At 67.8% G+C, this 14,827-nt stretch carries 13 protein-coding genes; all 13 read left to right on the top strand.

Annotated features, from left to right (window positions below; genetic code table 11):
- The first annotated feature begins 18 nt into the window (after positions 1-18).
- The gene (locus tag ACEN9N_RS01945; RefSeq protein ID WP_495655260.1) at positions 19-2,460 is read left to right on the top strand and encodes a penicillin acylase family protein; all 2,442 of its coding nucleotides are present in this window, start codon (positions 19-21) and stop codon (positions 2,458-2,460) included.
- Between the two features lie 42 nt (positions 2,461-2,502).
- The gene (paaA, locus tag ACEN9N_RS01940) at positions 2,503-3,513 is read left to right on the top strand and encodes a 1,2-phenylacetyl-CoA epoxidase subunit PaaA (RefSeq protein ID WP_495655259.1); all 1,011 of its coding nucleotides are present in this window, start codon (positions 2,503-2,505) and stop codon (positions 3,511-3,513) included.
- Positions 3,510-3,809, top strand: a complete 300-nt coding sequence (gene paaB / locus ACEN9N_RS01935) for a 1,2-phenylacetyl-CoA epoxidase subunit PaaB (protein WP_007837429.1) — start codon at positions 3,510-3,512, stop codon at positions 3,807-3,809. The genes paaA and paaB overlap by 4 nt, the downstream gene beginning before the upstream one ends.
- Positions 3,810-3,823: 14 nt before the next feature.
- A complete protein-coding gene (gene paaC / locus ACEN9N_RS01930; RefSeq protein WP_413335163.1) occupies positions 3,824-4,597 on the top strand; it encodes a 1,2-phenylacetyl-CoA epoxidase subunit PaaC in 774 nt (257 codons plus the stop codon).
- Complete coding sequence (paaD, locus tag ACEN9N_RS01925) at positions 4,594-5,118, top strand: 1,2-phenylacetyl-CoA epoxidase subunit PaaD (RefSeq protein WP_007837434.1); 525 nt, start codon at positions 4,594-4,596, stop codon at positions 5,116-5,118. The genes paaC and paaD overlap by 4 nt, the downstream gene beginning before the upstream one ends.
- Before the next feature lie 12 nt (positions 5,119-5,130).
- Entirely contained in the window at positions 5,131-6,216 is a 1,086-nt protein-coding gene (gene paaE, locus ACEN9N_RS01920) for a 1,2-phenylacetyl-CoA epoxidase subunit PaaE (protein ID WP_007837435.1), read from the top strand.
- Between the two features lie 34 nt (positions 6,217-6,250).
- Positions 6,251-7,399 (top strand): ABC transporter substrate-binding protein, encoded by a 1,149-nt coding sequence (locus ACEN9N_RS01915; protein ID WP_413315529.1) that lies wholly within the window; start codon positions 6,251-6,253, stop codon positions 7,397-7,399.
- 112 nt (positions 7,400-7,511) lie between these two features.
- Positions 7,512-8,540 (top strand): branched-chain amino acid ABC transporter permease, encoded by a 1,029-nt coding sequence (locus tag ACEN9N_RS01910; RefSeq protein ID WP_495655258.1) that lies wholly within the window; start codon positions 7,512-7,514, stop codon positions 8,538-8,540.
- Complete coding sequence (locus tag ACEN9N_RS01905) at positions 8,537-10,441, top strand: branched-chain amino acid ABC transporter ATP-binding protein/permease (RefSeq protein WP_495655257.1); 1,905 nt, start codon at positions 8,537-8,539, stop codon at positions 10,439-10,441. The genes ACEN9N_RS01910 and ACEN9N_RS01905 overlap by 4 nt, the downstream gene beginning before the upstream one ends.
- The gene (locus tag ACEN9N_RS01900) at positions 10,438-11,169 is read left to right on the top strand and encodes an ABC transporter ATP-binding protein (RefSeq protein ID WP_413315527.1); all 732 of its coding nucleotides are present in this window, start codon (positions 10,438-10,440) and stop codon (positions 11,167-11,169) included. The genes ACEN9N_RS01905 and ACEN9N_RS01900 overlap by 4 nt, the downstream gene beginning before the upstream one ends.
- A 142-nt stretch (positions 11,170-11,311) precedes the next feature.
- Entirely contained in the window at positions 11,312-13,372 is a 2,061-nt protein-coding gene (gene paaZ / locus ACEN9N_RS01895) for a phenylacetic acid degradation bifunctional protein PaaZ (protein WP_007837444.1), read from the top strand.
- A gap of 40 nt (positions 13,373-13,412) precedes the next feature.
- A complete protein-coding gene (locus ACEN9N_RS01890; protein WP_413315526.1) occupies positions 13,413-13,973 on the top strand; it encodes a methyltransferase family protein in 561 nt (186 codons plus the stop codon).
- Between the two features lie 256 nt (positions 13,974-14,229).
- Entirely contained in the window at positions 14,230-14,679 is a 450-nt protein-coding gene (locus tag ACEN9N_RS01885) for a hypothetical protein (protein WP_495655256.1), read from the top strand.
- Positions 14,680-14,827 lie beyond the last annotated feature (148 nt).

Below are 14,827 nucleotides of genomic sequence, written 5' to 3'. Positions count from 1 at the left end.
CCTGCAAGAACACCACAGATGACATTGAATTTCCGACCGATCGCCCTCGCCTGCATCGCCCTGGCGCTGGCCGGCTGCGCCGCCACGACGCCTGCGCCCACCGGCAAGGTCACGATCAAGCGCGACAGCTACGGCGTGCCGCACGTGTACGCCAACGACGTGCGCGGCCTGTTCCACGGCTTCGGCTATGCCGTGGCCGAAGACCGGCTGTACCAGATGGAAATGGCGCGCCGCGCGGTGCTCGGCACCGTGTCGGAAGTGATGGGCCCGCCCTACGTGGCGCTCGACAAGGGCAGCCGCGCGGGCTTCACCCCGGCCTCGATCCGCGCGCAGATGGACAAACTGTCGAGCGACGACAAGGCGATCTTCGACGGCTATGCCGCCGGCTTCAACGCCCGCGTCAACGAGGTGCTGGCGGCACAGGCGACCCTGCTGCCCAAGCAGTTCAACGACGCTGGCTTCAAGCCCAAGGCCGACTGGACGGGTTACGACGTGGCCATGATCTGGGTCGGCACCATGGCCAACCGCTATTCCAACGTGAGCAGCGAAGTCGCCAACCTGCGGCTGCTGGAGCAACTGCGCAAGGCACGCGGCGATGTCGCCGGCCGCCAGTTGTTCGACCAGATCCGCTGGGTCGAGGACCCGCTGGCGCCGACGACCGTGCCACGCACCGGAGCGCGCGGCCAGACCCTGACGCAGCCGGCCGGCGATGACGCCGTTGCGCGCCTCGCACCCGTCTCGCCCGAACTGCTGGTTGCGAGCAGCGAGATCGATGCTGCCCGTCGAGGCGTCGCCGAACCCTGGACACGCCCGATCGCCAGCAATCTCTGGATCGCCGGCCCGTCGAAGACCACCGACGGCAGCGCCGTCCTCATCAACGGCCCGCAGTTCAACTGGTTCAACCCCTCGTACGTGTTCGGCATCGGCCTGCATGGCGCGGGCTTCGACGTGACCGGCAACACGCCGTTCGCGCATCCGGTCGTGCTCTTCGGCACCAACGGCAAGATCGCCTGGGGCGCAACCGCCGGGCCGCTGGACGTGAACGACATGTACCAGGAGAAGCTCAACCCGGCCAACCCGTACGAGTACCGCTTCAACGGCGCAATGCGCCCGATGACGAAGCGCACCGAGGTCATCAAGGTCAAGGGCCAGCCCGACCAGAGCCTGGACATCTACTCGACGGTGCATGGCGTCGTCACCAACTTCGACATTCCCAACGGCACCGCCTATTCGATGAAGCGCAGCTGGGATGGCTACGAGCTCGAATCCCTGCTCGGCTGGATCCACTCGATGCAGGCGACGAACTGGGATCAATGGCTTGCGCAAGCCTCGCGTGTGGCCATCACCATCAACTGGTACTACGCCGATACCAGCGGCAACATCGGCTATGTCTCGCCCGGCCGCCTGCCGATCCGGCCGGCCACGCAGGACATCCGCCTGCCCGCGGTCGGCGACGGCTCGATGGAATGGCTCGGCATCCGGCCCTTCAGCGAAGACCCGAAGGTCTTCAACCCGGCGCAGGGCTATGTCGCCAACTGGAACAACCAGTCGGCACCCGGCGCCGTGAGCGACGGCGGCAACTACTCGGTGGTCGACCGCGTGCGCGAATTCACCGCGCGGCTCGAGGCCAAGCCGAAGTTCACGGCCGACGAACTGTGGGCCCTGAACCGCGCCACCGCCTACTCCGACACCAACGCGCGCTACATCGTGCCCTTCGCCATCGAGGCAACCCGCAACCTGCCGGCCAACGATCCGGCACGGCGCGCAGCGCAGATGCTGGCCGGCTGGAACATGCTCAACGAAGACCCCGCCGAGCGCGGCGTATACGACAGCCCGGCCACCACGCTGATGATGCATTGGCTGCCCATCCTCTACAAGAAGGTGCTGGCCGACGACCTGCCGCCCGAAGTCTTCGCTGCCTACGCGGGCAACGGCTATGCCGGCGAAACCCAGGTTGCGAGCATCCGCCCGGGCAACGGCCTGAAGCTGGTCTACAACGCCCTGCTCGGCCCCAAGGCCGGCGTGCCGCAGACCTTCGACTTCTTCAACGGCGAAGACAAGAACGTGGTGCTGCGCGCCACGCTGACCCAGGCCATGGCCGAGCTGCAGCAGCGCCTTGGCAGCGACACCTCGAAATGGCGCACACCGGTGGTGAAGCACGCCTTTCTCACCAGCAATTTCATCGGCGCGCCCCAGGCCGGCGCCGACGAGCTGCTCACGCTGCCGAGCTTCATGAACCGCGGCTCCCAGAACGACAAGGTGGTGCTGGGCGCCAAAGGCGTCACGCTGTGCACCGCAGCGCCGCCCGGCCAGAGCGGCTTCGTTGCGCCCGATGGCCGCAAGTCGGCGCACTACGCAGACCAGATGGTGCTGTTCAAGGACTTCGGATGCAAGGCCGAGGCACTGACGCCAACCGAGGTGGACCGTCGGGCCGAGTCGACGAAACAGTTGAGCTATTGAGCGCCAATCCGGCGCACCCACTCACCCTCAAGGAGAACCGCGATGTACACACAAGCCATGGACACCATGGGCAAGGACGCAGGCGACGGCAAACAGAAGGCCGTGCGCTCCGCCGAGGAAATGCGGCTCGAGGAACGCTTCGACGCGCACATCGACGCCGGCGACTTCATCGAGGCGAAGGACTGGATGCCCGAGCACTACCGCAAGACGCTGGTGCGGCAGATCAGCCAGCACGCGCACTCGGAAATCGTCGGCATGCTGCCCGAAGGCAACTGGATCAGCCGCGCGCCCACGCTCAAGCGCAAGGCCATCCTGCTGGCCAAGGTGCAGGACGAAGGCGGCCACGGCCTCTACCTGTATGCCGCGGCCGAAACGCTGGGCACCTCGCGCGACCAGATGTTCGACGCGCTGCACAGCGGCAAGGCCAAGTACAGCTCGATCTTCAACTACCCCACGCTGACCTGGGCCGACATGGGCACCATCGGCTGGCTGGTGGACGGCGCGGCCATCATGAACCAGGTGCCGATCTGCCGCTGCTCGTACGCGCCGTATGCGCGCGCCATGATCCGCATCTGCCGCGAGGAAAGCTTCCACCAGCGCCAGGGCTACGAAGCCCTGCTGACCATGATGACCCACGGCACCGAAGCGCAGAAGGCCATGGTGCAGGACGCGGTCAACCGCTGGTGGTGGCCCTCGATCATGATGTTCGGCCCGCCCGACGACCAGTCGCCCAACAGCGCGCAGTCGATGCGCTGGGGCATCAAGCGCTTCAGCAACGACGAGCTGCGCCAGAAGTTCGTCGACGCCACGGTGGAGCAGGCGCGCATCCTCGGCGTGACCCTGCCCGACCCCGACCTGAAGTGGAACGAAGAGCGCCAGGCGCACGACTTCGGCGCGATCGACTGGAGCGAGTTCTGGCGCGTGATCGGCGGCGACGGCCCCTGCAACCGCGAGCGCCTTCAGGCCCGTGTCGACGCCTGGGAAGAAGGCGCGTGGGTGCGTGAAGCCGCCATGGCCCACGCCAACAAGCAACCGATGAAGGAAGCAGCATGAGCACCGATACCAGCAAGCAAGAGTGGCCCCTGTGGGAAGTGTTCGTGCGCAGCAAGGCCGGGCTCGATCACAAGCACTGCGGCAGCCTGCACGCGGCCGATCCGAAGATGGCGATCCAGATGGCGCGCGACGTGTACACGCGCCGCCAGGAAGGCAGCAGCATCTGGGTGGTGCGCTCCGACCAGATCGTGGCGAGCGACCCGGGCGACAAGGACATGTTCTTCGACCCGGCGGAAGACAAGGTGTATCGCCACCCGACCTTCTACGCGCTGCCCAAGTCGGTCGACCACATGTGAGCAAGGCCAGGACCATGCAAGCATCGATCGAACTGAACCGCACGCCCGCCGTGCAATACCTGCTGCGCATCGGCGACACCTGCCTCGTGCTCGCGCAGCGCCTGGGCGAATGGTGCGGCCATGCGCCCGTGCTGGAGGAAGACATCGCGATGGCCAACATTGCGCTCGACCTCGTCGGCCAGGCGCGCGCGCTGCTGACACACGCAGGCCGCATCGAAGGCCGCGAGCACGACGAAGACCAACTCGCCTACCTGCGCGACGAGCGCGACTACTTCAACCTCACCATTGCCGAACTGCCGCGCGGCGACTTCGCCTTCGCCGTGGTGCGCAACACCATGGTGTCGACACTGCTCAAGCTGCTGTGGCAGCGCCTGGCCGCATCGAACGACCCCGAAGTGGCTGCCATCGCCGGCAAGGCCGTGAAGGAAGCGCGCTACCACCAGCAGCATTCGGGCGACTGGGTGGTGCGGCTGGGCGACGGCACCGACGAATCGCGCCGCCGCACCGAAAAGGCGCTCGAGCAGCTATGGCTCTACATGCCCGAGCTCTTCTTCAGCGACGCGGTCGATGCCGAAGCCGGCGCCAGCGGCCTCGGTCCGGCGTGGAGCGAACTGCGCGACCCCTGGCTCGCCGAAATGCAACAGGTGCTCGATGCCGCCGGCCTCGCCATGCCGAAGGAAGCCGCCTTCCGCAGCACCGGCAAGCACGGCGTGCACAGCGAGCACATGGGCTACATCCTCGCGGAGATGCAGCACCTGCAACGCAGCTTTCCCGGGGGGGTGTGGTGAACGCCCTCGCCTCCCGCGTCGACGCGGCATGGGCCGTACTGCACACGGTGCCCGACCCCGAGGTGCCGGCCGTGTCGGTGTGCGACCTCGGCATCGTGCGCGACGTGATCGAGCATGACGACGGATTGGAGATCGTGCTCACGCCGACCTACTCCGGCTGCCCCGCCACCGAGGCCATCGAGCACGACGTGCTGGCCGCCATCGAGCAGGCCGGCCTGGGCCGTGCGCGCGCAACCCTGCGCCGTGCGCCCGCCTGGACCAGCGACTGGATCAGCGACGAGGGTCGCGCCAAGCTCAAGGCCTACGGCATCGCGCCGCCCGCGCACCTGAACGCCGAGCAGGCCGCCAGCACCGCCATGCCCATCAAGCTCTTCGGCCGCATCGCCGGCGAGCGCATCGCCTGCCCGCGCTGCGCGAGCGAGCGCACCGAGCGGCTTTCCGCATTCGGCTCCACCGCCTGCAAGGCCCTGTACCGCTGCATGGCGTGCAAGGAGCCTTTCGAACACTTCAAACCCTTCTGAGACTCCCCCGCGATGAGCACCCTCTTCCATCCCCTGCGCGTGAAGGCCATCGAGCCCGACACGGCTGAGGCCGTCGTCGTCTCGTTCGAAGTGCCCATCGACCTGCAGCAGGTCTTCGGCTTCACGCAGGGCCAGTACCTCACGCTGCGCCACGACATCGACGGCCAGGACCTGCGCCGCTCCTATTCGATCTGCGCCGGCCTCGACGATGGCGAGCTGCGCGTCGGCGTGCGCAAGGTGCGCGGCGGCGTGTTCTCCAACTGGATCAACGCCCATCTGCAGCCGGGCGACACCCTGCAGGTGATGGCGCCGCAGGGCCGCTTCTTCGTGCCCATCGAGCCGGCTTCGGCACGCCACCACGTCGGCATCGCGGGCGGCAGCGGCATCACGCCGATCCTGTCGATCATGAAGACGGTGCTGGCGCGCGAGCCGCGGAGCCGCTTCACGCTGATCTACGGCAACCGCCAGCTGCAGTCCACGATGTTCAAGGAAGAAATCGAGGACCTGAAGAACCGCTACATGACGCGGCTTGTGCTGCAGCACGTGTTCTCCGACGAGCACACCGATTCGCCGCTGGGCTTCGGCGTGATGAACCGCGAGAAGATCGGCGAGTTCCTGGCGTCGGTGGTGCCTGCGAAGACGATCGACCATGTCTATGTCTGCGGCCCGTTCCAGATGAACGACGAAGCCGAGGCCGCGCTGCTGGCCGCCGGCGTGCCCGAGGAACGCATCCACATCGAACGCTTCGGCGTGGCGCTGCCTTCGGCCACGCAGGTCGGCGCGGTGGTGCACGAGGCGCAGCCCGGCGACGCCAGGCAGGCGCGCATCGTCATCGTGCGCGACGGGCTGCAGCGCGAGATCACCTACACCGAAGGCCAGCCGAGCATCCTCGATGCGGCTTCGGCCGCTGGGCTCGAAGTACCGTTCTCGTGCACCTCCGGCGTGTGCGGCACCTGCCGCGCCAAATGCGTGGACGGGGAAGTCCGCATGGAAAGAAACTTTGCGCTCGACAAGAATGAAGTGGCAGCAGGTTTCGTGCTGACCTGCCAGGCACACCCCCTGACCGAACGCGTCACGCTCTCATTCGACGAGCGCTAGAACTTCAAATATTTTTCAACCGGAGACAAGACCAATGAAACTCTTCTTCAAGCCCCTGCTGATCGCCGCGCTGTGCGCCACCGCCGCCGCGGCGTGGGCCGACGTCAATGTCGGCGTGACGCTCTCGGCCACCGGCCCGGCCGCCTCGCTCGGCATTCCGGAGAAGAACACCATCGCGCTGATGCCCAAGACCATCGGCGGCCAGAAGATCAACTACATCGTGCTCGACGACGCTTCGGACACCACCGCGGCCGTGGCCAACACGCGCAAGCTCATCGCCGAGAACAAGGTCGACGTCGTGCTGGGCTCTACCACCACGCCCAACTCGCTGGCCATGATCGACGTGGCGAGCGAAGCCAAGGTGCCGATGATCTCCATCGCCGCTTCGGCCCGCATCATCGAACCGATGGACGCCAAGAAGAAGTGGGTGTTCAAGACGCCGCAGAACGACATCATGATGTCGCTCGCCATCGCCGAGCACATGGCCGCCAACGGCGTGAAGACCGTGGCCTTCATCGGCTTCTCCGACGCATACGGCGAAGGCTGGTCGGAAGAATTCGCCAAGGCCGCTGCGCTGAAGAAGATCACTATCGTGGCCAACGAGCGCTACTCCCGCACCGACACCTCGGTGACGGGCCAGGCGCTGAAGATCATGGCCAGCAAGGCCGACGCGGTGCTGGTCGCGGGCTCGGGCACACCGGCCGCGCTGCCGCAGAAGACGCTCAAGGAACGCGGCTACGCCGGCAAGATGTACCAGACGCACGGCGTGGCGAACGCCGACTTCCTGCGCGTGGGCGGCAAGGACGTGGAAGGCACCTTCCTGCCCGCCGGCCCAGTGCTGGTGGCCGAGCAGCTGCCCGCCAGCAACCCGGTGAAGAAATCTGCGCTGGCTTACGTCGGCGCCTACGAGGCCGCCTACGGCAAGGGCACCGTGTCGACCTTCGGCGCACACGCCTGGGACGCCGGCCTGCTGATGACCTCGGCCGTGCCCGTCGCACTGAAGAAGGCGCAGCCCGGCACGCCGGAATTCCGCGCCGCGCTGCGCGATGCGCTGGAGCAGGTCAAGGAAGTGTCGGGCGCGCACGGCGTGTTCAGCATGACCGAGAAGGACCACCTGGGTCTCGACCAACGCGCCCGCGTGATGGTGAAGATCGAGAACGGCGCCTGGAAATACCAGCCCTGATGTCTTCGCTCCCTCCCCCAAAAGGGGGATGGAGCAACACAAGGCAGCGCAACTGACGGCGCTTGTGCCTGACCCTGATTCGATACACGGGCCAAGCCCGAAGGTTTCTTTTATGGATTTGCAGATCGCCCTGCTCTTGGGGCAGGACGGCATCGTCAACGGTGCCGTCTACGGTTTGATGGCGCTCGCACTGGTGCTGGTGTTTTCAGTCACGCGCGTCATCTTCATTCCCCAAGGTGAGTTCGTCGCCTTCGGGGCGCTCTCTATGGCGATGCTGCAGGCTGGCCGTGTGCCGGCCACGCTGTGGCTGCTGCTGGTGCTGGCAGTCGCGGTGCTGCTGGTGGAAATCTGGCGCTGGAAGCGCGGCGCGGTGGTCGACTGGGCCTCCGCGCTCGCATGGTGCGTGGTGTTGCCGGCGGCGGCCGCCGCGCTGGTGCTGCTGCTCAAACCCACGTCGATGACGGGCCAGACGCTCACCACGCTGCTTCTCATCATGCCGCTCGGCCCCCTGCTCTACCGCCTGGCCTACCGGCCGCTGGCGGACGCCAACGTGCTGATGCTGCTGATCGTCTCGGTCGCGCTGCACGGCGTGCTGGTCGGGCTGGGCCTGCTGTTCTTCGGCGCCGAAGGCTCGCGCACCGCGGCGTTCTCCGAAGCGCGCCTCGACATCGGCGGCATTCCAGTCGGCGGACAGTCGCTGGTGGTGGTCGGTGTCACGCTGCTGCTGGTGATTGCCATGTTCCTGTTCTTCGGCCGCTCGATGGTCGGCAAGGCGCTGCGTGCCACCGCCATCAACCGGGTGGGCGCGCGGCTGTCGGGCATTCCGACCGAGCTCTCGGGCGACCTGAGCTTCGCGCTCGCAGCGCTCATCGGCGCCGTCTCGGGGCTGCTGATCGCACCGATCACCACGGTGTATTACGACACCGGCTTTCTCATCGGCCTGAAGGGCTTCGTCGCCGCCATCGTCGGCGGGCTTGCGAGCTATCCGCTGGCGCTGGCCGGCGCGCTGCTGGTGGGACAGCTCGAAGCATTCGCCTCGTTCTGGGCCAGCCCGTTCAAGGAGGTGCTGGTCTTCACGCTGATCATTCCGGTGCTGTGGTGGCGTTCGCTCCACAGCCGCCACGTGGAGGACGAAGAATGAGCGCGTCTTCGAATCCCGCGACACTGAACACCCCGCCCGAAGGCAAGCCGCTGGTCACGCCGCGCCAGCTCACGCTGGCGTGCGTGGTGCTGCTGGCGCTGGCCTGGGGCTTCCTGCCCGAATTCACGGTCTCGGTGCTCAGCAACATCGGCCTGTATGCGCTGGTCGCGGCCGGGCTGGTCATGCTCACCGGCGTGGGTGGCATGACCTCTTTCGGGCAGGCCGCGTTCGTCGGCATGGGCGCCTACGCCACCGCATGGATCTGCACGTCGCCCACTGCTGCCGCCTGGCTGGGTGGCGCGGTCGGCCCTGCGCTGCTGCCGTGGGCCGGCCTGCTGCTGGGCCTGGCGTTCACCTTCGCGCTGGCCTGGATGCTCGGCGCGGTCACGCTCAAGCTGTCGGGCCACTACCTGCCGCTGTGCACCATCGCCTGGGGCCTGAGCCTGTACTACCTGCTGGGCAACATGGACTTCCTCGGCGGGCAGACCGGCATCACGGGCGTGCCGCCGCTGGTGGTGGCGGGGCTATCGCTGGCCACGCCGCGCGCGCTCGGCGTCGTGATCTGGGCGGTGCTGCTGCTGGCGCTCTGGGCGCTGCACAACCTGCTCGATTCCCGCGAAGGCCGCGCCATCCGCGCACTCAAGGGCGGGCGGCTGATGGCCGAGTCGATGGGCGTCGACACGGCGCGCCACCGCATCAAGCTGTTCGTGCTGGCCGCGCTGCTCGCGGCGGTGTCGGGCTGGCTCTATGCGCACCTGCAGCGATTCGTGAACCCAACGCCCTTCAACCTGAACATCGGCATCGAGCTGCTGTTCATGGCAGTGGTCGGCGGCGCGGGCCACCTGTGGGGTGCGGTGCTGGGTGCGGCGCTGATCACGCTGCTGAAGGAAAAGCTGCAGGACGTGCTGCCCTCGCTGCTCGGCAGCAGCGGCAACTTCGAGGTGATCGTGTTCGGGCTGCTGATGCTCTTCGTGCTGCAGCGTTTTTCCGACGGCCTGTGGCCCACGCTGGCGCGCATCACGCGCCGCTGGGTGCGCAACGATGCGGCGCGCAAGGCGCCGGCTCTCGCATCGAAGGCGCCGACCGTGCAGCTCGCGCAGCGCACGCTGCCCGCGAGTGGCGAACTGCTGCTGCAAGCCAGCGACGTGAGCAAGCGATTCGGCGGGCTCGTGGCCAACAACGCGATTTCGATGACGCTGAAGGCCGGCGAGATCCATGCGCTGATCGGCCCGAACGGCGCCGGCAAGAGCACCTTCTTCAACATGATCTCGGGCGTGGACGACCCGACCTCGGGCGAGGTGAAGCTCGCCGGCCAGCCGATGGCGGCCAAGCCTTCGCGCGCCTTCGCCGCGCTGGGCCTGGGCCGCACCTTCCAGCACGTGCGCCTGCTCGGACAGCGCAGCGTGGCCGAGAACGTCGCGCTCGGCGCGCACCTGCGTGCGAAGCGTGGCTGGCTCGCCGCGATGCTGCGGCTGGACCGTGCCGAAGAAGCCGCACTGATGGCCGAGGCCCGCAGGCAGATCGAACGCTGCGACCTCGGCGCGCATGCCGACACGCCCGCGGCATCGCTCTCGCTCGGCCAGCAGCGCGTGGTCGAAATCGCCCGCGCGCTCGCCGGCCAGCCCTCGGTGCTGCTGCTCGACGAACCGGCGGCCGGCCTGCGCCATCTTGAAAAGCGCGCGCTCTCGGTGCTGCTGAGCCAGTTGCGCGCCGAGGGCCTCGGCATCCTCGTGGTGGAACACGACATGGAGTTCGTAATGAACCTCGCCGACCGCATCACGGTGCTCGAATTCGGCACCGTCATCGCCACCGGCACGCCGGCCGAAGTGCAGGCCAACCCGCGCGTGCTTGAAGCCTACCTCGGCGGCGCGGACGACGAACTGCTGGAAGACGCCCGATGAGCCATCCTTTGCTTCAACTCGACGGCTTCTGCGTCGCCTACCGCACCGTGGAAGCGGTGCACAGCGTGCGCCTGCAGGTGAACGAGGGCGAGATCGTCACCGTGATCGGCCCCAATGGCGCCGGCAAGACCACGCTGCTGTGCGCCGCCATGGGCCTGCTGCCTTCCACCGGCCAGCTGATGCTGGACGGCGAGCGCGTCGCGCGCCCCAGCGTCGAGACCATGGTGGCGCGCGGCGTCGCACTGGTGCCCGAGCGGCGCGAGCTGTTCGGCGAGATGTCGGTGGAAGACAACCTGCTGCTCGGCGGCTTCTACCAGTGGCGCAAAGGCAAGCGCGACCAGCGCGCGCGCATGGACGAGATCTTCGGGATCTTCCCGCGCCTGCGCGAGCGCCGCCCACAGCTGGCTTCCACGCTTTCGGGGGGCGAACGCCAGATGCTGGCCATCGGCCGCGCGCTGATGGCGCGGCCGCGTTTGCTGATGCTCGACGAACCCTCGCTGGGCCTCGCCCCGCTGGTGGTGCGCGAGGTGCTGCGCGTGGTGTCGCAGCTGCGCAGCCATGGCGTGTCGGTGCTGCTCGTGGAGCAGAACGCACGCGCCGCGCTGCAGGTGGCCGACCGCGCCTACGTGCTGGAGATGGGCGCCGTGGCGCTCGAAGGCAAGGCGCGCGACCTGCTGCACGACCAGCGGATCATCGATACCTACCTGGGTATCGGCAAGAAAGAGTGACCTGAATTCCTCCCTCCCCCTCTGGGGAAGGGCCGGGGTGGGGGCATGCGGCCTCCACCTCCACGCCGACTGAATCGGGGGACAGCCCCCATCCCAGCCTTCCCCCAGAGGGGGAAGGAGCAACACGGAAAGGACATTGCCCATGACCACCACCCTCCAAAGCTACATCGCCGGCCGCTGGATCGGCCAGCAGGCCGCCCAGCAACTGCGCAGCGCCGTCAACGGCCAGCCCGTGGCAGCCACGCACGCCGAGGCCATCGACTTCGCCGAAGCGCTGCAGTACGCGCGCCGCACCGGCATTCCCGCGCTGATGGCGCTCGACTTCCAGCAGCGCGCCGAGCGCCTGAAGGCGCTGGCCAAGTACATCGCCGCGAACAAGGAAACGCTCTACGCCATCTCGGCCCACACGGGCGCCACGCGCGCCGACAGCTGGATCGACATCGAAGGCGGCGCCGGCACGCTGAGCGCCTATGCCGGCATCGGCACCAACGAGCTGCCCTCCGGCAACCTCGTGCACGAGGGCCCGGCCTTCCCGCTCGGCAAGAAGGGCGGCTTCGCGGGCACGCACATCCTGGTGCCGCGCGGCGGCGTGGCGGTGCATATCGATGCGTTCAATTTCCCGGTGTGGGGCCTGCTCGAGAAGTTCGCGCCCAGCTTCCTCGCGGGCATGCCCTGCATCGGCAAGCCGGCCACGGCCACCAGCTACCTCACCGAGGCGCTGGTGCGGCTCATCGTGCAGTCGGGCATCCTGCCGGCGGGCGCGCTGCAACTCGTCATCGGCGGCACGGGCGACCTGCTCGACCGGCTCGAAGGGCCCGACGTGGTCACCTTCACCGGTTCGGCCGACACCGCCGCCAAGCTGCGCGTGCACCCGAACATCGTGCGCCAGTCGATCCCGTTCAATGCCGAGGCCGACTCGCTCAACTGCGCGATCCTCGCGCCCGACGTGACGCCGGACGACGAGGAGTTCGATCTCTTCGTGAAGGAAGTGGCGCGCGAGATGACGACCAAGGCCGGCCAGAAGTGCACGGCCATCCGCCGTGCGATCGTGCCGCGCCGGCACCTCGATGCGGTGGCCGAGCGGCTGCGCGCGCGGCTCGCGAAGACAGTGGTCGGCGATCCCTCGCGCGAAGAGGTGCGCATGGGCGCGCTCGCCTCGCGCGACCAGCAGGCCGACGTGGCCGCGCGTGTCGCCACGCTGCTGCAAGGCGCCGAGCTGGTCTACGGCGAGCGCGACGGCTTCTCGCCGATTGGCGAGGGCGTGGCCGATGGCGCGTTTTTCGCGCCTACGCTGCTGCTGAGCCGCAAGCCGCTCGAGCACGACGCTGCACACGACGTGGAGGCCTTCGGCCCCGTCAGCACGCTGATGCCCTACGAGGGCATCGACGAAGCACTGGCGCTGGCTGCGCGCGGCCGCGGCAGCCTCGTCGGCACGCTGGTCACGCGCGATCCGGCCATTGCGGCCAAGGCCATTCCGGTGGCTGCCGCGTGGCATGGCCGCCTGCTGGTGCTCGACCGCGAGGCCGCCGCCGAATCGACCGGCCACGGCTCGCCGCTGCCACAGCTCAAGCACGGCGGCCCGGGCCGCGCGGGCGGCGGCGAAGAGCTCGGCGGCCTGCGCGCGGTGAAGCACTACCTGCAGCGCGCCGCGGTGCAAGGCTCGCCCACCATGCTCGCCGCCATCACCGGCGAACACGTGCGCGGCGCGGCCGTGCGCGAGAGCGAGGTGCACCCCTTCCGCCGCTACTTCGAGGACCTGCGCATCGGCGACTCGCTGCTCACCCACCGCCGCACCGTGGGCGAGGCCGACATCGTCGCCTTCGGCGGCATCTCGGGCGACTACTTCTACATGCACTTCGACGAGGTGGCGGCCAAGGAATCGCCCTTCGGCAAGCGCATCGCGCACGGCTACTTCGTGCTGTCGGCCGCGGCAGGCCTGTTCGTGTCGCCGTCGCCGGGCCCGGTGCTCGCCAACTACGGCCTGGACACGCTGCGCTTCACCAAGCCCGTGGGCATCGGCGACACCATCCAGGCGCGCCTGACCTGCAAGCGCAAGATCGACCGCAACAGGAAGGACGCGAGCGGCCAGGGCCAGGGCGTGGTCGCATGGGACGTGGAGGTGACCAACCAGGACGGCGAGCTGGTCGCCAGCTACGACATCCTGACGCTGGTTTCCAAGAAACCCGAAGCGGCGGCCTCCTGACGCACCGGAAAGCGCCCAAGGCCGTGTAAATTCGCCCGCCATGCTCTTCTGGCTCCAGCTCTTCCTATTCGTCGCCGGCACCGCGGCGCTGCTGTACGTGTCGCGCGGCCCGCTGAGCCGGCCCGGCTCGCACGGCTTCTACCGCTTCTTCGCGTGGGAATGCATGCTGGTGCTGGTCGTGGTGAACCTGCCCGTGTGGCATGACGATCCGTTTTCGGCGAGGCAGATCGTCTCCTCGCTCTTCTTCGTGCTGTCGATCTGGCTGCCGATCCACGCGGTGCGGCTGCTGAAGGCGCAGGGCAAGCCGACCGAGGCGCGCAGCGACGACCCCGCTCTGTATGGTTTCGAGAAAACCTCGTCCATCGTCACCACCGGCGCCTTCCGGTACATACGACATCCGATGTACACGGCACTGATGCTGCTGGCCTGGGGCGCCTTCCTCAAGCAGTTCACCTGGCTCACGCTGGCACTGGTGCTCGCGGCCACGGTGCTGCTGTTCCTGACTGCCCTGCGCGACGAGAAGGAATGCATCGCGCATTTCGGCGACGCCTACCGCGCTTACATGCGCGGCACGCGGCGCTTCATTCCGTTCGTGCTCTAGGGTCTGTCATCAATCAAACGCCCTCGCGAACCCCTGCTGCGCGGTGCAGTGCAAGGCGCCCTGAACGCCGCGTAGCATCGCTACGCAAGTGAAGGGCAACGCCGCAATGCACCGCGCAGCAGGGGTTCCCTCCGGGCGAGGGCGTTTGATTGATGACAGACCCTAGGGTCCGTTCACACGCGCGTCATGCACTACCTTGCGGGATGCTGACCCGCGTGCTCAGGTTCCGTTCACAAGAGCGGCCTAGCATTCGCGCATGCTGTTCGCACGCATCCGCCGTTTCGCCGAAACGCACCACAGGGCGTGGTGCGTCGCAGGCATTCTGCTGATCTTCCTGCAGCCCTTCATCGCGGTCCATTTCCGCTGCGACGGCCTGGAAGACGAGCCGATGCTGCGGGTGCGCAGCGCCAGCGACACCACCCAGTTCGAAGCCGACGACCGCGCGGACCATCCGTCCGACCGCGAGACCACCGTGTTCGCCCAGGCGCCGGCAAGCATCGACCACCCCGACGCCTTCGGCTCCGCGCTGGGCACGCTGATGGCGATGGTGCTGGCGCTGCTGCCGCTTGCCATTGCAGTCGCGCGGCTGGCAGTGCCCATCGTGCGCAAAGCGATCGAATACGTGCCGCCGCACGGCGGTGCGCCACCCTCCGCGCAACCCTGGCGGCGCCTGCCGCCCACTGCCGCACCGCCTACCGGAATCTGAGACACGACGCCTCGCGCGTCGGACCGTCCGCTGCGTCGCGCAGCGGGCTCTCTCGTCCCGTCGAAAGGTTTGACCATGTCCGGTTCTCGCTGTTGCGCACCCCCCATCGGCTGCTGCGGCACGCCCATTTTTTTCTCCCATCCATCGA

The sequence above is a fragment of the Variovorax sp. Varisp46 genome, assembly GCF_059491885.1.
This window is presented reverse-complemented; position numbering and strand designations above follow the sequence as displayed.

Bases quoted from the DNA above. Each gene is read 5' to 3' on its own strand.
- ACEN9N_RS01945 (WP_495655260.1), top strand. From the start codon at position 19: ATGACATTGAATTTCCGACCGATCGCCCTCGCCTGCATCGCCCTGGCG.
- paaA (WP_495655259.1), top strand. From the start codon at position 2,503: ATGTACACACAAGCCATGGACACCATGGGCAAGGACGCAGGCGACGGC.
- paaB (WP_007837429.1), top strand. From the start codon at position 3,510: ATGAGCACCGATACCAGCAAGCAAGAGTGGCCCCTGTGGGAAGTGTTC.
- paaC (WP_413335163.1), top strand. From the start codon at position 3,824: ATGCAAGCATCGATCGAACTGAACCGCACGCCCGCCGTGCAATACCTG.
- paaE (WP_007837435.1), top strand. From the start codon at position 5,131: ATGAGCACCCTCTTCCATCCCCTGCGCGTGAAGGCCATCGAGCCCGAC.
- ACEN9N_RS01915 (WP_413315529.1), top strand. From the start codon at position 6,251: ATGAAACTCTTCTTCAAGCCCCTGCTGATCGCCGCGCTGTGCGCCACC.
- ACEN9N_RS01910 (WP_495655258.1), top strand. From the start codon at position 7,512: ATGGATTTGCAGATCGCCCTGCTCTTGGGGCAGGACGGCATCGTCAAC.
- ACEN9N_RS01905 (WP_495655257.1), top strand. From the start codon at position 8,537: ATGAGCGCGTCTTCGAATCCCGCGACACTGAACACCCCGCCCGAAGGC.
- ACEN9N_RS01900 (WP_413315527.1), top strand. From the start codon at position 10,438: ATGAGCCATCCTTTGCTTCAACTCGACGGCTTCTGCGTCGCCTACCGC.
- paaZ (WP_007837444.1), top strand. From the start codon at position 11,312: ATGACCACCACCCTCCAAAGCTACATCGCCGGCCGCTGGATCGGCCAG.
- ACEN9N_RS01890 (WP_413315526.1), top strand. From the start codon at position 13,413: ATGCTCTTCTGGCTCCAGCTCTTCCTATTCGTCGCCGGCACCGCGGCG.
- ACEN9N_RS01885 (WP_495655256.1), top strand. From the start codon at position 14,230: ATGCTGTTCGCACGCATCCGCCGTTTCGCCGAAACGCACCACAGGGCG.